Source organism: Atopobium sp. ICM42b (genome assembly GCA_000564995.1).
GTDB lineage: Bacteria > Actinomycetota > Coriobacteriia > Coriobacteriales > Atopobiaceae > Lancefieldella.
This window is the reverse complement of the sequence record JDFH01000024.1, coordinates 1-16,135: the sequence shown is the minus strand read 5'-3', so window position 1 is coordinate 16,135 and position 16,135 is coordinate 1. Positions and strand designations below refer to the sequence as shown.

The 16,135-nt window shown below is 49.3% G+C and carries 12 protein-coding genes, 1 tRNA gene and 1 CRISPR repeat array; of the genes, 6 read left to right on the top strand and 7 right to left on the bottom strand.

The features are described from left to right. Window positions 1-228: 228 nt before the first annotated feature. Together HMPREF1493_RS06135 and HMPREF1493_RS06130 are read right to left on the bottom strand one after the other, a co-directional pair. Window positions 229-1,425, bottom strand: coding sequence for a GTP-binding protein (locus HMPREF1493_RS06135; protein ID WP_232215530.1), 1,197 nt, complete (start codon window positions 1,423-1,425; stop codon window positions 229-231). Window positions 1,426-1,537: 112 nt separating this feature from the next. Next, window positions 1,538-2,596: an NAD(P)-dependent alcohol dehydrogenase gene (locus HMPREF1493_RS06130; RefSeq protein WP_035428696.1), complete on the bottom strand. Its 1,059-nt coding sequence runs from the start codon at window positions 2,594-2,596 to the stop codon at window positions 1,538-1,540. Between the two features lie 560 nt (window positions 2,597-3,156). On the opposite strand from HMPREF1493_RS06130, the gene HMPREF1493_RS06125 reads away from it, so the two are divergent. From HMPREF1493_RS06125 to HMPREF1493_RS06105, 5 genes are all read left to right on the top strand, one after another. Next, window positions 3,157-4,305, top strand: coding sequence for a YdcF family protein (locus tag HMPREF1493_RS06125; RefSeq protein WP_051485328.1), 1,149 nt, complete (start codon window positions 3,157-3,159; stop codon window positions 4,303-4,305). Between the two features lie 626 nt (window positions 4,306-4,931). Continuing rightward, complete coding sequence (locus HMPREF1493_RS06120) at window positions 4,932-7,250, top strand: cation:proton antiporter (RefSeq protein ID WP_035428694.1); 2,319 nt, start codon at window positions 4,932-4,934, stop codon at window positions 7,248-7,250. Between the two features lies 1 nt (window position 7,251). Beyond that, window positions 7,252-7,983, top strand: coding sequence for an alpha/beta hydrolase-fold protein (locus tag HMPREF1493_RS06115; protein ID WP_051485325.1), 732 nt, complete (start codon window positions 7,252-7,254; stop codon window positions 7,981-7,983). A gap of 39 nt (window positions 7,984-8,022) precedes the next feature. Then, a complete protein-coding gene (locus HMPREF1493_RS06110) occupies window positions 8,023-9,384 on the top strand; it encodes an MBL fold metallo-hydrolase (RefSeq protein ID WP_232215528.1) in 1,362 nt (453 codons plus the stop codon). Then, the gene (locus HMPREF1493_RS06105; protein WP_035428693.1) at window positions 9,384-9,626 is read left to right on the top strand and encodes a DUF3006 domain-containing protein; all 243 of its coding nucleotides are present in this window, start codon (window positions 9,384-9,386) and stop codon (window positions 9,624-9,626) included. The genes HMPREF1493_RS06110 and HMPREF1493_RS06105 overlap by 1 nt, the downstream gene beginning before the upstream one ends. Before the next feature lie 279 nt (window positions 9,627-9,905). Here the strand turns inward: HMPREF1493_RS06105 and HMPREF1493_RS06100 are convergent, their stop codons facing one another. The 4 genes from HMPREF1493_RS06100 to HMPREF1493_RS06090 all read right to left on the bottom strand — a co-directional run bounded on the left by HMPREF1493_RS06100 (window position 9,906) and on the right by HMPREF1493_RS06090 (window position 12,200). Beyond that, on the bottom strand, window positions 9,906-10,391 hold the full coding sequence (locus HMPREF1493_RS06100) for a flavodoxin (RefSeq protein ID WP_035428691.1): 486 nt from the start codon (window positions 10,389-10,391) through the stop codon (window positions 9,906-9,908). A gap of 90 nt (window positions 10,392-10,481) precedes the next feature. Next, window positions 10,482-10,553 (bottom strand) — tRNA-Ile (locus HMPREF1493_RS07055). A gap of 606 nt (window positions 10,554-11,159) precedes the next feature. Beyond that, entirely contained in the window at window positions 11,160-11,381 is a 222-nt protein-coding gene (locus HMPREF1493_RS06095; RefSeq protein WP_035428688.1) for a hypothetical protein, read from the bottom strand. A gap of 96 nt (window positions 11,382-11,477) precedes the next feature. Beyond that, window positions 11,478-12,200 carry a transcriptional regulator gene (locus HMPREF1493_RS06090; protein ID WP_035428686.1) on the bottom strand — a complete coding sequence of 241 codons (723 nt, stop codon included), beginning with the start codon at window positions 12,198-12,200 and terminating at the stop codon, window positions 11,478-11,480. A 247-nt stretch (window positions 12,201-12,447) separates the two neighbouring features. Between HMPREF1493_RS06090 and HMPREF1493_RS06085 the strand changes: the two genes are divergently transcribed. Further along, window positions 12,448-12,837, top strand: a complete 390-nt coding sequence (locus HMPREF1493_RS06085) for a hypothetical protein (RefSeq protein WP_035428684.1) — start codon at window positions 12,448-12,450, stop codon at window positions 12,835-12,837. A gap of 5 nt (window positions 12,838-12,842) precedes the next feature. Here HMPREF1493_RS06085 and HMPREF1493_RS06080 read toward each other — a convergent pair whose 3' ends face one another. Beyond that, window positions 12,843-13,025 (bottom strand): hypothetical protein, encoded by a 183-nt coding sequence (locus tag HMPREF1493_RS06080; protein ID WP_035428698.1) that lies wholly within the window; start codon window positions 13,023-13,025, stop codon window positions 12,843-12,845. Window positions 13,026-13,277: 252 nt separating this feature from the next. Beyond that, window positions 13,278-16,087: a CRISPR direct-repeat array (repeat unit 36 nt; unit sequence GTCTTGATTACCGTACGATCTCCCAGGTAGTAAAAT). Between the last annotated feature and the right edge of the window lie 48 nt (window positions 16,088-16,135).

Sequence of the window (16,135 nt, the reverse complement as noted above, 5' to 3'; positions counted from 1 at the left end):
AAGGCTCGGTGTGCTAGCTGCCTACTATCTTGATTAAGAACATGTCGATTCTTCAGCAGAACCTACCAAAGCTACGCTATTTTGTTCGCCAGGCCTAAAAGTCGACGCTAACACGCTGCAGAATCATAATCACCCGCATATGAACTGCCTCCCATTTCTTATGTCCAAGAAATGGGAGGCAGTTCAATCGGAGGCTCTTTTTAGTTGCATGTTTTATGCGCTTGCGACTCAGTGCATGCCGTGGTCGTGTTCACCGTGCGTGTGCTCGCCGTGCGCGTGCTCGCCGTGCCCGTGTGTGTGCTCGCCGTACTCGTGCGCGTGCTCGCCGTGGTCGTGCTCGCCGTGGCCGTGCTCGTGCGCGTGCGCGTGTCCCTCGTGGTCATGCTCGTGCGCGTGCTCACCGTGCTCGTGCTCGCAGTGTCCGTGCTCGTGATCGCAATGTTCGTGCTCGCAGTATCCGTGCTCGTGGTCGCAGTGCGAGTGATCGTGCTCGTCAGCCAAGTCCGACTGCTCGTGCCAGAACGCCGGCACAAACACCTCACGAAGTCCATGACGCAGCAGGTCGCGGCCGATAAACACGCACCTGGATTCTTCCTGAGGCTCATCGCCCGTAATCGCCCATGCGCGCTCTACCAGGTCAAACTTGACCCACTGATTGCCGCACGGCAACGTTCCTTTTGCGCGCGCAAGCTTTCCAAAAACGCCAGCCGACGCTGCGTCCAAAAGCCAAATCAAGTGCGTTGGACTTGGAAGCTCTGCGTGAGTCAGCGCCATAGTCTCCAGGTCAGGCCCCTCGTCCTTCTCGCTAGCTGAATCTTTAAGAACAGAACCGTCAAGCGCACGAGTCAAAAGACCATTCCACCACTCATCAGGAATATCAGCATATGAAGACTCCGCGATAACCTCTGCCTGCGGATTCATCTCCGCCGCAAGTTGCTTAATGGGCTCAGCGGCATCCTCGCTACCTGAAGCAAGCTTGGAAACCACAACGCTCGCAGCGGCGCTCAGCTGGTTATCAAAAATCTCTGGGAAATCGGTGCGCTGATTCTGCCACGAAACGGCGTCGACCACGGTGACCGGCGCCAGCAAACTAATGCGCTCCCAGGCCACCTGATTCACGTTATCAAGAATGCTCTGCAGCTTAGCCACACCAGTTGGTTCAACAATTAAATACTCGGGGTCGATGGTGTTTGAAATGGTCAGCACCGACGTCGCAAAATCCTGCTTGCCCGAACAGCAAATACAATTCTCGGTAGACTCCCAAACCTTGAGGTCGGAGTCCTGCCTCAGGCGACGCGCATCGATGTCTGCCTGGCCATATTCATTCTCGTAGATAGCAAAATCACGCCCAGTCCGGCGCACGAGCTCCTGAATGAAGGTGGTTTTACCAGCTCCAAGAAAGCCTGATACAACAAGGATTTTCATGAATACAACCGCTTCCTAAACTCCGTTGGCGCTCACCAGCGCAAAAAGCTGGCGAGAAAACCGAACTTCTCGCCAGCTCAAACATACTAAATAACGCGACCTAGTTGATTACCTAGTCGATAACAACAACTGGCTTGATGAGGTCAGCTGGCTTATCACGCATGGTGAAGAGAGCCTCCTCGAGGTGATCCCAGCCGTGATAGAGGTGAGTAACCTCTGGGTGAAGGTCAAGACGGCCGGAAGTGACCAGGCTGGAGAGCTTCTCCATGCGCAGACGGCCGCCAGGCATAAGGCCGCCACGGATGTCCTTGTGGCCCATACCAACGCCCCACTCGACGCGAGGAATGTTGACGTAGTCGCCGGAACCGAGGTAGTTGACGTTACCAATCTTTCCGCCAGGCTTGAGCGCCTTGACAGCGTCCTCGAAGGTCTCGCAGCCGCCGCCGTCGACGCAGACGCGGTCAACGCCCTTGCCGCCGGTGAGCTCCATGACCTGCTCCCAGATTGGGCCGTCCTTGTAGGAGATGAAGTCGGTTGCGCCGTAGCCCTTAGCTGCCTCAACGCAGACTGGACGGGTACCAACAGCGATGATGCGAGAAGCACCGTGAAGTGCAGCACCAGCAACGGACATAAGGCCGACAGGTCCAATGCCGATGACCAGGACGGTGTCGCCGAACTCAACGCCAGCCAGCTCAACTGCGTGGAAGCCGGTTGGAACCATGTCGGAAAGGATGCAGGCGTCTGCTGGATCCATGCCCTCTGGCATGTGAGCGAGGTTACCGTCAGCGTCGTTTACGTGGAAGTACTCGGAGAAGACGCCGTCCTTGAAGTTGGAGAACTTCCAGCCAGCCAGCATGCCACCGGAGTGCATGGAGTAGCCAGCCTGTGCCTCAAGGGAGTTCCAGTCTGGAGTAATTGCAGGAACGAGGACGCGGTCGCCAGGCTTGAAGTCCTTGACGCACTCGCCAACCTCGACAACCTCTGCGGAGCACTCATGACCAAGAATCATGTTGTGACGGTCGCCGATTGCGCCCTCCCACAGAGTGTGAATGTCAGATGTACAAATTGCGACCGCAAGTGGCTTGCAGATTGCGTCCAGAGGACCACACTTTGGTGTCTCCTTCTCAATCCAGCCGGACTCGCCGATCTTGAGCATTGCATAACCCTTCATAAAACCCTCCTAAAATCTGTGTTTCTTAGCAATGAAACACTACCTACCTCGTGGAGGAGCACGCCTTTTGCGTGACACTGACGAGGCTTATAAACGTTTTTGCGAAAGCTCGCTGCTTTGTTGCAGCCACAATTGGGTCCTCTCCACAACAAAACGACGAACACTCGCGAAGTACATTTTCAAGTACTTTTTTACGCAAATCTAGAACGAAACCGTGAAAGGTTGAGCAGATTTTCATGAATTTTATCTCCGAGAATCATGCGTTATACAAATAACGGATATTTGCGCACGTAGACAATGTGTACGCTAACATACCGTTAACCAAACCTCCGGCCGATGTGAAACAACGCTTATCGGCGAACGGTTACCGTTCACCGAATCAAAAGGGCAACTGTCCACTTTTCTGTTGTATGCAAGCAATGTCGAGTGGTATGCAGAGGCGTCTCAGCAGCTACGCAGGGGCGCTTTGTTATAATTCTGGTAGATGAGTTTCTCGCCAAATAAACCTCTTCAATGAATCGCTTTGTGGAGAAAACCAGCAGTCAAAAAAAGGAATTTGCATGCCCATTGATAACTTACTTAAAGACGCTGGTGCTCATTTTGATTGGCAATACATAATCTTGTACGCCACCCTGCTGGCTCCAGCGGTTGTTCCTGGTGTGCTGTTTATTTACTCATTTATCAAGGAACCTCGACAGTTCCGCAATGCGCTTTTTCTGTTCGCGACTCTTGCGTGGTCATCAATTCTTCTGGTGCTGAGGCTGAACAACTTTATCCTTGGACTAATTCTGGTTATTCTTATACTGCTTACACCATTTCTGACCATTGGTTTCTTGCTGATCAACACCATAGTTGTGGTAAAAAATAACGGATTTTCACTGACGTCGATGCTGCCGTTTTTGATGGCTGGATTTCTTATCTTACTGCTTGCGTCTCCGTCTATCGTAAATTATTTTGACCCAGATACTCGTCATGTTGTTGTCTTTTCGCTGGGGCTTTTTACACTTGAAGGCTTATGGTTCTCGTTTACTTTTGTGGCCTTACTGTTCTATTCGTGGATATATCGGATCCTTCCCCGCCGTCGTCAGTACGATTACATCATCATTCATGGCGCTGGACTTGATGGCCCGCGACCAACCCCGCTACTCGCGGGTAGGATTGATAAGGCACTTGAGCTGTGGAGCAAGCAGCATCAGCACGGAAAGTTTGTTGTTTCTGGAGGTCAAGGTGCTGATGAGGTGGTCTCCGAAGCTCAGGCCATGCGCGATTATCTTCTGGAGAAGGGCGTTCCAGCTGACGCAATCCTCATGGAAGACAAGTCCACTACTACCTGGGAAAATCTTAGGTACTCGCTAGCCATTATCCGCGCCGACCGCGCCTCCGCAGCGGCCGACGGCGCGCCCGCCACAGCAGCGGCCGAAGACGCGAGTGCACCGAGCGGCGACACTGCCTCCGTAAACGGAGACTTTACCACCGCGGTTGTTACCAGCGATTTCCATGTTTTCCGTTGCGCCGAATACGCCCACAACCTGGGCATTAAGGCAGATGGCATCGGTTCGCACACCAAAGGCTGGTACTGGCCCACGGCGTTTATCCGCGAGTTTATCGCAATCACCAAAGCGCACCTCTGGCCCTACCTGGTCATTGGCGGTCTGTATACGTTAATCAACGTGCTCAACTACACGTTCTTCTACCTGGGAGTTGTGTAATCTAGGGGCGCTCAATTTTTGCTCCGCGCCTGATTTCCTCCGCGCCTGATTTGCTCCGCGCCTGATTTGCTCCGCGCCTGATTTGCTCCGCGCCTGATTTCTTAAAAGAATCTGTAAAATTTGCCTGAAAATATCAAAGAATCTGTGGATTTGCCTGATTTCATCAAAGAATCTGTATCCAAAATACAGAATCTTTGCACTTTTCAGGCTCGCTTTTCAGGCTCGCTTTTCAGGCTCACTTTTCAGGCAGAGTTTAAAGCGCGTCCGAGTTCGCCCTTCCATGGAGCCTGATTTTCTCGCCATGTCTGAATAATTTGCCGGAAAAGTTCACCAAGTCTGAGCTATTTGCCGATTTTTCTCGTTATGTCTGAGTAAATGTACTCAGACTTCATGCACTTTTCTGGCTCGCAATTCCAAGCCTCACTGATAGAGCTCACGCATCACCGCAGAAACCATGTGTTATCTGCGCCAAGTCAAGCTAGAGCCGCAAAACCGTATATACTCGAATGAAGCGTTATCTGGCGAGAAACCCCGTGTGCTCGGAACCCTCGTGGACCCGCCGCTCGTCACGGACCCGCTGCTCAACGCTCGCCGCCGTTGCCACCTACGACCAGGAAGGAAGCCTGTTGGAGACATTCGAATTTGTGCTCATTGTTTTGACATGCGTCGCGGCTTCCTCGGTTATCGACAAGTTTGTCAACGTCTCCATCCCCGTTATCCAGGTTGTTATCGGCCTGCTTGTTGCGCTCGTGCTGCCCAGCGTCCAGGAGGTTCACCTGGAATCCGAGCTCTTTATGCTGCTCTTCATTGCCCCACTCCTGTTCAACGAGACGAGAGAAACCAACATTCGTGCACTTCTCCTCAACCTGAACAGTATTTTGTCGCTGGCGATTGCTCTGGTAGTTATCAGCGTGCTTTCGGTCGGCTACGCCCTCCACCTCATGGTCCCCTCAATTCCTCTAGCTGCGGCGTTTGCGCTGGCCTCGGCCCTGGGGCCAACCGATGCAGCCACCGTCACCGCGCTTAAGTCCAACATCCACCTGACCCATCGCCAGCAGACGCTTCTCTCGGGAGAGTCCTTGATTAACGATGCATCCGGAGTCGTTGCATTCCAATTCTCCGTAGCTGCGGCTGTAACGGGTGCGTTCTCGCTGGTAGACGCAGCGGGATCTTTCACGGTGCTCTTTGTGGGCGGCGTGGCAATGGGAATTGTCACTGGCTTTGCCTTCTCTGCCATTAACGCAATGCTTGGTAGGCTGGGTTACGAGGACACCGTCGCAAACGTTCTCTATGAAGTATTGACACCGTTTCTTGTCTATCTTCTTGCCGAAACCTTCCACGTTTCTGGCGTTTTAGCTGTTGTAGCGGCTGGCTTGGTGATTGCACTACCTCGCAGGCAGAGCAATAAAGCGCTGTTTGCAAGGCAAAAATTGGTCTCAGACTCCACGTGGAAAGTCATCAGCTTTTTGATCAACGGAACCATCTTTGTCTTCCTAGGAATGCAGCTCCCCCTTGCCGTGCTTCCTGGCACCAACGGCGGCCTCAATATCCTGCAGATTCTAGGAATTGTTGTCGTGATTACCCTGTTCATGCACGGTGTCCGCTTTGCGTGGCTCTACGCGCTGGAAACTCACAAGCTCCACAAGGGCGGCCATCTCTGCACCGGTAAAGACGCCGTCGACGGCGAGAATGACCTCGCAGGTAGCAGCACCTACGCAGGTAGCAGCTCCAACGGCGAGAAACCCGACCAGCCGCTCGCTGAACTGGGCTCGGTGCAAACCTCGGAGCAGATCGCTGAGCAGCCCAAACCCACGTGCGCCATAAAGCCCATCTCAATCACGTCGGCCGAGCTCATCAAGAACGTGCTGGTTACCACTATTGCAGGTGCAAAAGGCGCGGTAACGTTGTCGATTATCCTCACCTTGCCGCTCACAACCCAGTCTGGAGCAGCGTTTCCGCAGAGGGATTTGCTGATTACCATCGCTGCCGGCGTTATTCTCGCCACATTGCTTTTAGCGGACAATCTATTACCCGTGCTATCAAAGTCCCCTGAAGCAGACTCTGACCTGCCCGAACGTCTCCACAAGGGAGAGATTGCCGTTCTTGAAGCAACTCTTGGCGAGCTCAGGAGCATGTTGCAGTCAGAAAACGCCAAAGCAAAGTATCTACCTGCGCTTCGTTTGACTATCACACGCTATACCAACCGCTTGTTTGCCTCTCGTATCACTGTCCCTGGCTCGGGCGAACTTGTCAAAAAGCTGGTCCTTCACGAGACAGAAGTCCAGCAGAAATGCCTCGAGGAGCTACGCGAGCGCCATATTAAAACGCAGAACCCCATTCCGTGGGATCAAATTGTCGATGACATTACTTCAATCCGCAGGTCAGTAGGCTATTACGGACCCATCGCAAACATTGCTGCAACAACAAACCACCGCTCGCGGATTGCCGTTGCCCTTCACGAGCTTAAGCTGGCAGCGCAACGTATCCTCGACGGCGAAATCAGGCATCTTGAGGACGCAGACCAGTCCTACTACCAGGCGTGTTTATACGCACTTGAGATGGAATACGCGGAGCTTGATGACCTGGAACGCATCGCTAACGGTGACGATGAGGAGCTGGCGGTCATCGCATCTAATCTGATGATTGACCACGAATCAGCAATTGAGTCCATCTGGGGCCGCATCAACATCAATGATGAACATGACTCCAGCACTACCCAAGTCTCCTACCTGCTGCCTTACAACCTGAGCTCACACAAGATGTCGCCTCACTTTAGGCAGCAGATTGCGGATGCTCGAAAGTACGCTGATGACGTGGCAGAAAACGCCCTGCGCATTGAGCTGGATCAGATTTCGCGTCTGCAGTTTGAGGGTGTCATCGACCGCGAGGTTGCCGCTCGCCTGCGCGAAAACGTCTACTACCTGCAAATGACGTTGAGTGAGTAGCATGAGCGCTACACCAGATACGCACCCCGCCGCCTCGCACCCCGCCAACCCCGTGGCGAGAAAAACAATCATCTCCGAACTTTCCGTCCACGCGCAGATGTCCTCTGTAGCTGGAGCACCTATTGTCTACCTCTTGGGTGACGTGGCCGACAACTCCCCCGTTCAGGTACCTGAGGGCGTCAGCCTAGTTAACGTTAGCGTTGACCTGTGGGAAGAAAACTTCTCGCCCTGGTATGCTCCGCGTGTTTTTGCTAAGGGCCCCAACTTTGGCGACGGCGCCCAGAAAACGCTCGATACCCTCATCAACCAGATCATCCCCTGGGCGGAGTCGGAGCTCACCAAGCCGCCGGCGTATAGATCGCTTGTGGGATACTCGCTCGCGGGTCTGTTTAGCCTGTGGGCCGGCTTATCACAGGCTTGCATCACGCCTATCCCAACCTTCCAGCGCATCGGAGCTGTCTCCGGATCGTTTTGGTTCCCAGGGCTTTTGGACTACGTAGATCAGCAGCTCAGCGGAGGAGCGGTCGGCCTCACACACGCCTATCTTTCTCTGGGTGACCGAGAAGCACGGACCCCCAATCCACAAATAATGCACGTGCGAGAGAACGCAGAACTTCTCGCCAGCAAGCTAGAGAGTGCGAGAATAACCTCGACATTTGAGCTCAACCGCGGAAATCATTTCCAAAACGTTGAAGGAAGAATGCAGAAAGCCCTGGACTGGCTGGTCAAATAGGGTAAGATTCTTCAGAACGCACGTGTCCAGAGAGGTTTTATGCCCAACCAAAAGCAATTTGACAGTAAAACTGAATCACCCGGTACATCCTCTGGCAAGCAATCTGACTACTTATTTGCGCTCCTTCTTTCCCTGGTATTTGGCATTTTTGGTATTCCGCAGTTTTATCTTAAAGGCTGGAAATCGGCACTTACCAGGCTTGCTCTAAACGCAGCGCTGATTGTTGGCGCATTTGCTCTGGCGCAAACACTTGCCTCTCCGTCGATGCTTTCTTACCTTCTACCAGCAATTTTTTCGCTTCCGGTTATCGAAAGCGCCCTGAACCTCATCTACGAGGATGCCAGTGCTCCCAAAAAGCTCATAAAAGGCAAGCTCAAACCCCATAAACGATACGCCGGAAAACAGAAAGCTGGAATCGCACTAGCCACGCTTACGGTAGCGCTCTACTTTAGCGCAGCGCTCACGCAACCGCTTCCAACCACCCTATCTACCGCGGAGTTCTCGGGCCAACAAACCGCAGTTCAAGCGCCTGGCGGGTCCTCCCAATCAGGCTCCGGCACGTCGTCTGCCACCGCTCAGGCCAGCACAAACGTAACCATCAAGTTCATCGACGTAGGTCAGGGAGAAGCCATTCTCATCGCACTCCCCGAGAAAACCATGCTCATCGACGCAGGCCCCACGGGCTCTGCCCCAAAAATTGCCCAGGTCCTCCAAGAACTTGGTCGAGACAAAATTGATTACCTGGTGGCCACCCATCCCGACGAAGATCACATCGGCGGTATGGCGGACGTCATTTCCAGCACCCAAATCGGGACCATTTACGCACCAAATAAAACAAACAACACGGCAACATACAGAAAGTTTCTGGCCGCTATCCAGAACAATAACCTGCAGATAACCCTTGCCGAGGCGGGCACCATCATCGACCAAATTGACAGCTACAAGCTAGAAATTCTCTGGCCCACCAAAGACGCAAATTTCCCCGACACCAACGATTACTCGATAATCATCAAGCTGACCGTGGGCACCAAAACGTTCCTCTTCACGGGAGACGCGCCCACAAGCGCCATCCTGGACGCCAATCCTGGCCATATTGACGTGCTTAAGCTCTCCCATCACGGCTCCCGAACAGGCACAAATGAGCAGCTGGTTCGCAGGCTCTCACCTACCTACGCCGTCCTTTCGTACGCCTTAGACAACTCCTACGGCCATCCCATGCAGTCGGTCCTGAACGCCCTCCATAAACATTCCGTTGAGGTTTGGGGGACGGGCGCCAACGGAACCATTACCATTACCTGCGATGGTACAACCATTGATATATCTAGCGAGAAAAACGGTACCGTTGTAGCGCCTACCTCACAAGAAAAATCTAGCACGTCGTCGACATCGAGGTCCAAGTAATGAAAGCAATCATTGATCGATTTGAAGACAACAATCTTGCCGTGCTTGAACTAAACGATCAGCCAGGCAATATGTTTACCGTTTCTGTTGATGAGCTTCCAAGCAACGCTTGTCAGGGTGACGTTCTTTACTACCAAGACGGCTCATGGACTCTCGCCGAGGAAGAAACCGCTCAGCGACACACCGATATCGACGAGCTGTTCAACTCCCTGCTTGTACATGATGATACGGAATCCGAGTAGCCCCAGATAAAATCTAAAATATGCGATTTTAGAATATTTACAAAACTGCACGTCAACCTATAAATATGCGATTTTCGCATATTTTGTTATATAGCCATCTACCTGCATAAATAAAAAAGACGTCTTGTCGAGAAAGACGTCTGTGTAGAGTACTTTTATCCAAGAAAAAATGTGATATATTTCAAATTGCCGATGGCGCGCAGCCTCGCTCTGCATAGAGGGAGGGCACGCCATCCGCTTTATAGAGCCACAATTGCTACGGCCATTCTTTTCTCGTCTTCAGCTAGAAGTACTCGCATTGTCCAACCCTATCGAATCCAGCCACTTTTGCACTTCACTAAAAGTATACGTGCCTTTTACCGCCAGTCCAGGCATTACACGAGAAGCACCGCACTCCCTCTGGTACTCCTCAATCATGTTTCCAAATCCTCCGCCGCCATGCGTGCAGAACGGAATGATTGTCTTACCGCTTAAATCCGTTGCTCTTAAGAACGAAAGCACCGGAGGAGCAAATGTTTTAAGCCAGTTAGGTGATCCTATAAAAACAGTATCAAAGTCACCGACATGTACATCACTTGGCATAAGTACAGGACAAATGCCCTTTTCTATTTGAACCCTAACCTCTTTTACCGCTGTGTTATACGAGAAAGAATAGGGATCTTGAGGCTTAAGTTCCAGCAACTCACCATCGGTAATCAGCGCAATATCCTCCGCAAGCCTTCTTGTGATGCCAGAAAACGAATAGTACACAATCAAAGACTTCATGTAAGAATCTCCACTACCAGCCGAGAAGAACGTGCTTTTGCAGCGTTACGTAAAATCTACACTAAACAAAAAGCCGCTCTAAGGCGGCTAATAACGGCGGTAGGATTTGAACCTACGTCTCCTCCATCAAGGGCACTCCCCGTACTGTGCTACTTTCCGTCATTGAAATTCTACATTCCTGCAATAAAATGTCAACAAAATAAGTTATGACCAGCGCTTTCCGTCTGGATCTAAATTAGACAACCAATCTTTATCAAACGTCACCAGTCAAAATGTCACTACGCTAAAACCTAAAGATACCCGCGCAAATCCATATCAAATAGAATTGGACGGGTATCTTTATTAACTATTATACCTAATTTTAGCCAGAATGCCACTGCGCCAAAACACGCTCTCTTTCAAGCCCGTCTTTCACGATCTTGTCGAGCTGCTCTTGAGTAGTTACAGGTTCCTTCAAATCCATTTCTTTCCTTTCAACAGGTTCCGTCCGCTTGGACGTTTACGAGTAGCATTACCCTTGCTACGAGGTAGGTACCGCTTTTCCGCAACGGTTGCGTATATGAAAAAAGCCACTTTTCAGTGGCTTAAATCAACGAAAATAGATACACTTGCTAGTTAAAGGACGAGCCAACGGCTGGACTGAGTCGGGTTTGTTGGTGAATGAAATGCACCTGCGAGAGCAGGTGCATTTTTTAATATGCCCCATCTGCCGTTATCACAAATCACATAGATTTTGTAAGTGGCCTAAATCAACAAAAATTAATTTAATTAGGTCGTTTTCCAAGAAACAACAGGAACTGTTCTCTCCTGCTTGAACTGCTCTATCTCTTCGAGTGTAACGTCATCAAGAGTTCGCTCACCAATGAAGATGTCGGCTAGACTTGCGTTAAATTTCCAATCCTTTGCCTTCCAGTCCCAAGAAAAAGGAAGTCCATTTTCAATTTTAACTAGAAGAAGACGGTCGTCACTCGCCATATAATGCGTTCCCATTAGCCGACACCTCCAATCTTTTAACGGCAATTGCCTTAAATGCCTTCGGGCGTCATGTGGATGACAATTTTGACTTCACTATATAATCAGTAACTCTTAGTCAAACCAGATCTTCACGACGTCACCGTCTGCGGATGTAATATCCACAAGTGTGCCACTCTCACCTGTCTTTGCGGCGTCCATAAGCGCATCAAGATTGATGTTAGAGAGCTGCTCCTGAGTCTCCTGATTAAGATAATTTCCGCTAACCTGAATTCCCGAATTCAAAACAAACTTTGCCAGGCCCAGAGGCACGCACATATCAACAACGTCGCCATCGTCGGAAACAACGTACACGTGCAAGCCGTGTTTTGCAGAACCGTTTCCAAGGCGGACGCCCTTTTTCTTGCTACCGTCAGCCTCGTCGTTCTTCTCGACTTTGATCATGCTCTTACCAAAAAGCTTACCAAAGCTGAAACCTGAAGACTGAACAGCAATGCCCTGGTTGTCCTGCTCGGTAGACTCTTCTACAATCTCTACGGGCTCGCCAGCTGCAACGGAAACAACCTCAGCAGTGCTCTTCTCAACAGCGCTCTCCTGAGCAACTTCAGTCTCCTGAGTGGAAGCACTTGCGCCACTCAAAAGCTCGTCAACGGACACGCCAAGGAAGCGCGCAAGATCTGGCAACAGCGAGATGTCCGGATAGTTAATGTCGTTCTCCCACTTGCTCACCGCCTGCGGACTCACGTTCAGCTCTTTTGCCAGACGCTCCTGCGTTGCAGTTCTAGCCAAACGAAGACGTGCAATACGACGACCAAGGGTCTCAGATGAAGTAGTCATAGTTGCTCCTTTTCTCAACTCATTATTACTGAAATAGCTTGCGGGCCGCTGATTTCACTATGAGTCGTAACAATACGTTCAACAAGAACGCATCAGTTGAGTTAGGTATCGCAACGGTTTCCGAGCACTCAACAGCAGGTTGAGTTCGCAGGTAAACTATACTTTTTGACCGAAAATTACTTGCCCTAAAAGTATTCTCTAACTACCATTTAAACAAGTAACTTTTGATGTTTAGAAAGGTCTGTCTATGGCTGGCGAGAAGAACTGGGTGTTCTGGACCAGTGGTGCGCATATTGTTTCTGGTTTTGAGCAGTGCGCTACAGACGGTTTTGTTGGCGTTGACGCAGATGGGGTCGTGTACCTCTTTGATAACAATCAAAATGTCTTTGCCTCGGCCCATGCGTCTAATATTGAGGGAACCGTCAGTAGCTGGAGAGTCACCTGGCTTACCATTGATGATAAAAGATATGTCCTAGAGTTTGTTCCTCTTGCAGATAAGATTGCTCCTCGCCTGATTTTTGGAGCCATAAGCAATGTGTTTATGCAAGAACTTCACCATGGAGACCAAGAGAAGGTCCCACGAGAACTCCTCGAAGACTTCAAGATTGCATTTGAGAACGCCAAATACAGGCGCTAAACAAACTAATTTTTTGAATTACTCATATCCTTGCGAATAAGCTCTTTGATGTAGCTTGAACGGTTCTCTTTACCTTCCAAGAACTCTATTAAATCGCTATCGCTTGGATATAGATTAAACATAATTGCCTTTACGTTATTCTTTCGATATTTAGCGCTGGCCCTTTTCTGTGCTTCACTAGTAGCCATAATAGATGCCTTTCTTTTATACTTTTCTAGGTATAAGCTGATATAGCAACGTACGCCATTAATCATATATTTAATTTTATAATAACCCCAGTTTTTAATAGAATTCACTGCGACTATATCTTGATTATAGAATGGTCTCCTAGGTAATAAAACCAATCACAGGAGAGTATTTCGAGATCTTCGCAATCTTGATTATCTTAACAATCTCCCAGGTAGTAAAATAGAGAGCCATTTTAAGCACAAAAAAGCCCGGTCTTGATTACCGTACGATCTCCCAGGTAGTAAAATGCAGCCAAGAGAAGGTAGTTGTTGCCATCTGTCTTGATTACCGTACGATCTCCCAGGTAGTAAAATAAGGAAACACACCTTAATCAAGCGCGTCAAGTCTTGATTACCGTACGATCTCCCAGGTAGTAAAATCATAAGACGGCGATACTCCAGGACGCCATTGTCTTGATTACCGTACGATCTCCCAGGTAGTAAAATAGCTTGTTGTGGGTTCCACAGAAGAGGATAGTCTTGATTACCGCACGATCTCCCAGGTAGTAAAATTGATAGAAATTCAGCAGTTGCAACGCCTGAGTCTTGATTACCGTACGATCTCCCAGGTAGTAAAATCCTTGCTGATGTGTTCGTGAAGTTCATCAGGTCTTGATTACCGTACGATCTCCCAGGTAGTAAAATGTCTGAAACCAACGTTCACGAGCTTCTAAAGTCTTGATTACCGTACGATCTCCCAGGTAGTAAAATGATTTTATCAATCATCGACGAATACGTGCTGTCTTGATTACCGTACGATCTCCCAGGTAGTAAAATACGACTATCAAGAATAGCGGGCGCTGAACTGTCTTGATTACCGTACGATCTCCCAGGTAGTAAAATTAAATGGGTGTTTTATGCAGGTTCAGAGGGGTCTTGATTACCGTACGATCTCCCAGGTAGTAAAATCAAGTATGATCTAGGCGACGCGCCAATCATGTCTTGATTACCGTACGATCTCCCAGGTAGTAAAATTTGCATCGGCGAATACGAGTTGCCGCCGCTGTCTTGATTACCGTACGATCTCCCAGGTAGTAAAATTAATGCTATTCAGTTCATTGTCGATATCTCGTCTTGATTACCGTACGATCTCCCAGGTAGTAAAATATTCTGCATATGCTCAATTACGGGGTCTAGGTCTTGATTACCGTACGATCTCCCAGGTAGTAAAATTTTATATACGTCTTGCGCCATCGTTCCATAGTCTTGATTACCGTACGATCTCCCAGGTAGTAAAATCTCTTAGAATGGGGCGACGGTGTACATCAGGTCTTGATTACCGTACGATCTCCCAGGTAGTAAAATCGGTCAAGCGTAAGCACCGTGTAGGGCATAGTCTTGATTACCGTACGATCTCCCAGGTAGTAAAATCGTAACAAAGCATTTTGGCTGGCTCTTATCGTCTTGATTACCGTACGATCTCCCAGGTAGTAAAATTATGTAATCGTGACGCGTCCTGGCGTAACTGTCTTGATTACCGTACGATCTCCCAGGTAGTAAAATCTTATTGCCAAAGCAAGCTTATATGCGGAGGTCTTGATTACCGTACGATCTCCCAGGTAGTAAAATAACCCATAGCAGGGCTGCAAACGGGTTTGTGTCTTGATTACCGTACGATCTCCCAGGTAGTAAAATTCTAGCGATACAACATTATGCACTATCTGAGTCTTGATTACCGTACGATCTCCCAGGTAGTAAAATTTCATCATCGAAGACAACGAGCTGCAAGGAGTCTTGATTACCGTACGATCTCCCAGGTAGTAAAATCTTGTTGGCGCTCTCGACCAGGCCACTACTGTCTTGATTACCGTACGATCTCCCAGGTAGTAAAATATCTGCACACGGGCTATGTGCAGTCGACCAGTCTTGATTACCGTACGATCTCCCAGGTAGTAAAATACAAACGTGTAATTGCGCTTACGCTGGTCAGTCTTGATTACCGTACGATCTCCCAGGTAGTAAAATTAATAAGTGGCCATAGAGGGCAAGATAAGAGTCTTGATTACCGTACGATCTCCCAGGTAGTAAAATTAGGTAATGAATTTCAGCGATAGGCTTACTGTCTTGATTACCGTACGATCTCCCAGGTAGTAAAATTGTACCGCTTATAAGGCTGATTGTGTAATCGTCTTGATTACCGTACGATCTCCCAGGTAGTAAAATATAGCACAGGCATACCGTGAGAGCCTACAAGTCTTGATTACCGTACGATCTCCCAGGTAGTAAAATCTAGCTAGAATTTACCTTGTAAGTCATGTAGTCTTGATTACCGTACGATCTCCCAGGTAGTAAAATTCACCCGCTCACAATGTAAGCGAGAAAAGCGTCTTGATTACCGTACGATCTCCCAGGTAGTAAAATAGCACTCATGTTTTTCTCTCAAAGCTTGCAGTCTTGATTACCGTACGATCTCCCAGGTAGTAAAATTTTACCGCTTAGGCTCTTACATTCAATCATGTCTTGATTACCGTACGATCTCCCAGGTAGTAAAATCTTCAGAAGCTTCTCAGACATACCTTCAATGTCTTGATTACCGTACGATCTCCCAGGTAGTAAAATAGAATTCAAGCGTTGGGTTACTCATGAAGTGTCTTGATTACCGTACGATCTCCCAGGTAGTAAAATTTAGTAGTTGCCATGGTAGAACCCCTTACTGTCTTGATTACCGTACGATCTCCCAGGTAGTAAAATCAAAGCGATTCCACTTATCACCTGTATAGTGTCTTGATTACCGTACGATCTCCCAGGTAGTAAAATTTACTCGTGACGCTCCAGAAGGCTCGGTGTGTGTCTTGATTACCGTACGATCTCCCAGGTAGTAAAATAGAAGAACCGTTAGACCATGAACTGAGCATGTCTTGATTACCGTACGATCTCCCAGGTAGTAAAATCTTGTTGGTATCGTTACTACACCCGGCATTGTCTTGATTACCGTACGATCTCCCAGGTAGTAAAATTCCGCTGCGTGGTTGAGTCGCACCGCCCATGTCTTGATTACCGTACGATCTCCCAGGTAGTAAAATCATACGCTGATAGGTTCTGCAAACCTTCTGGTCTTGATTACCGTACGA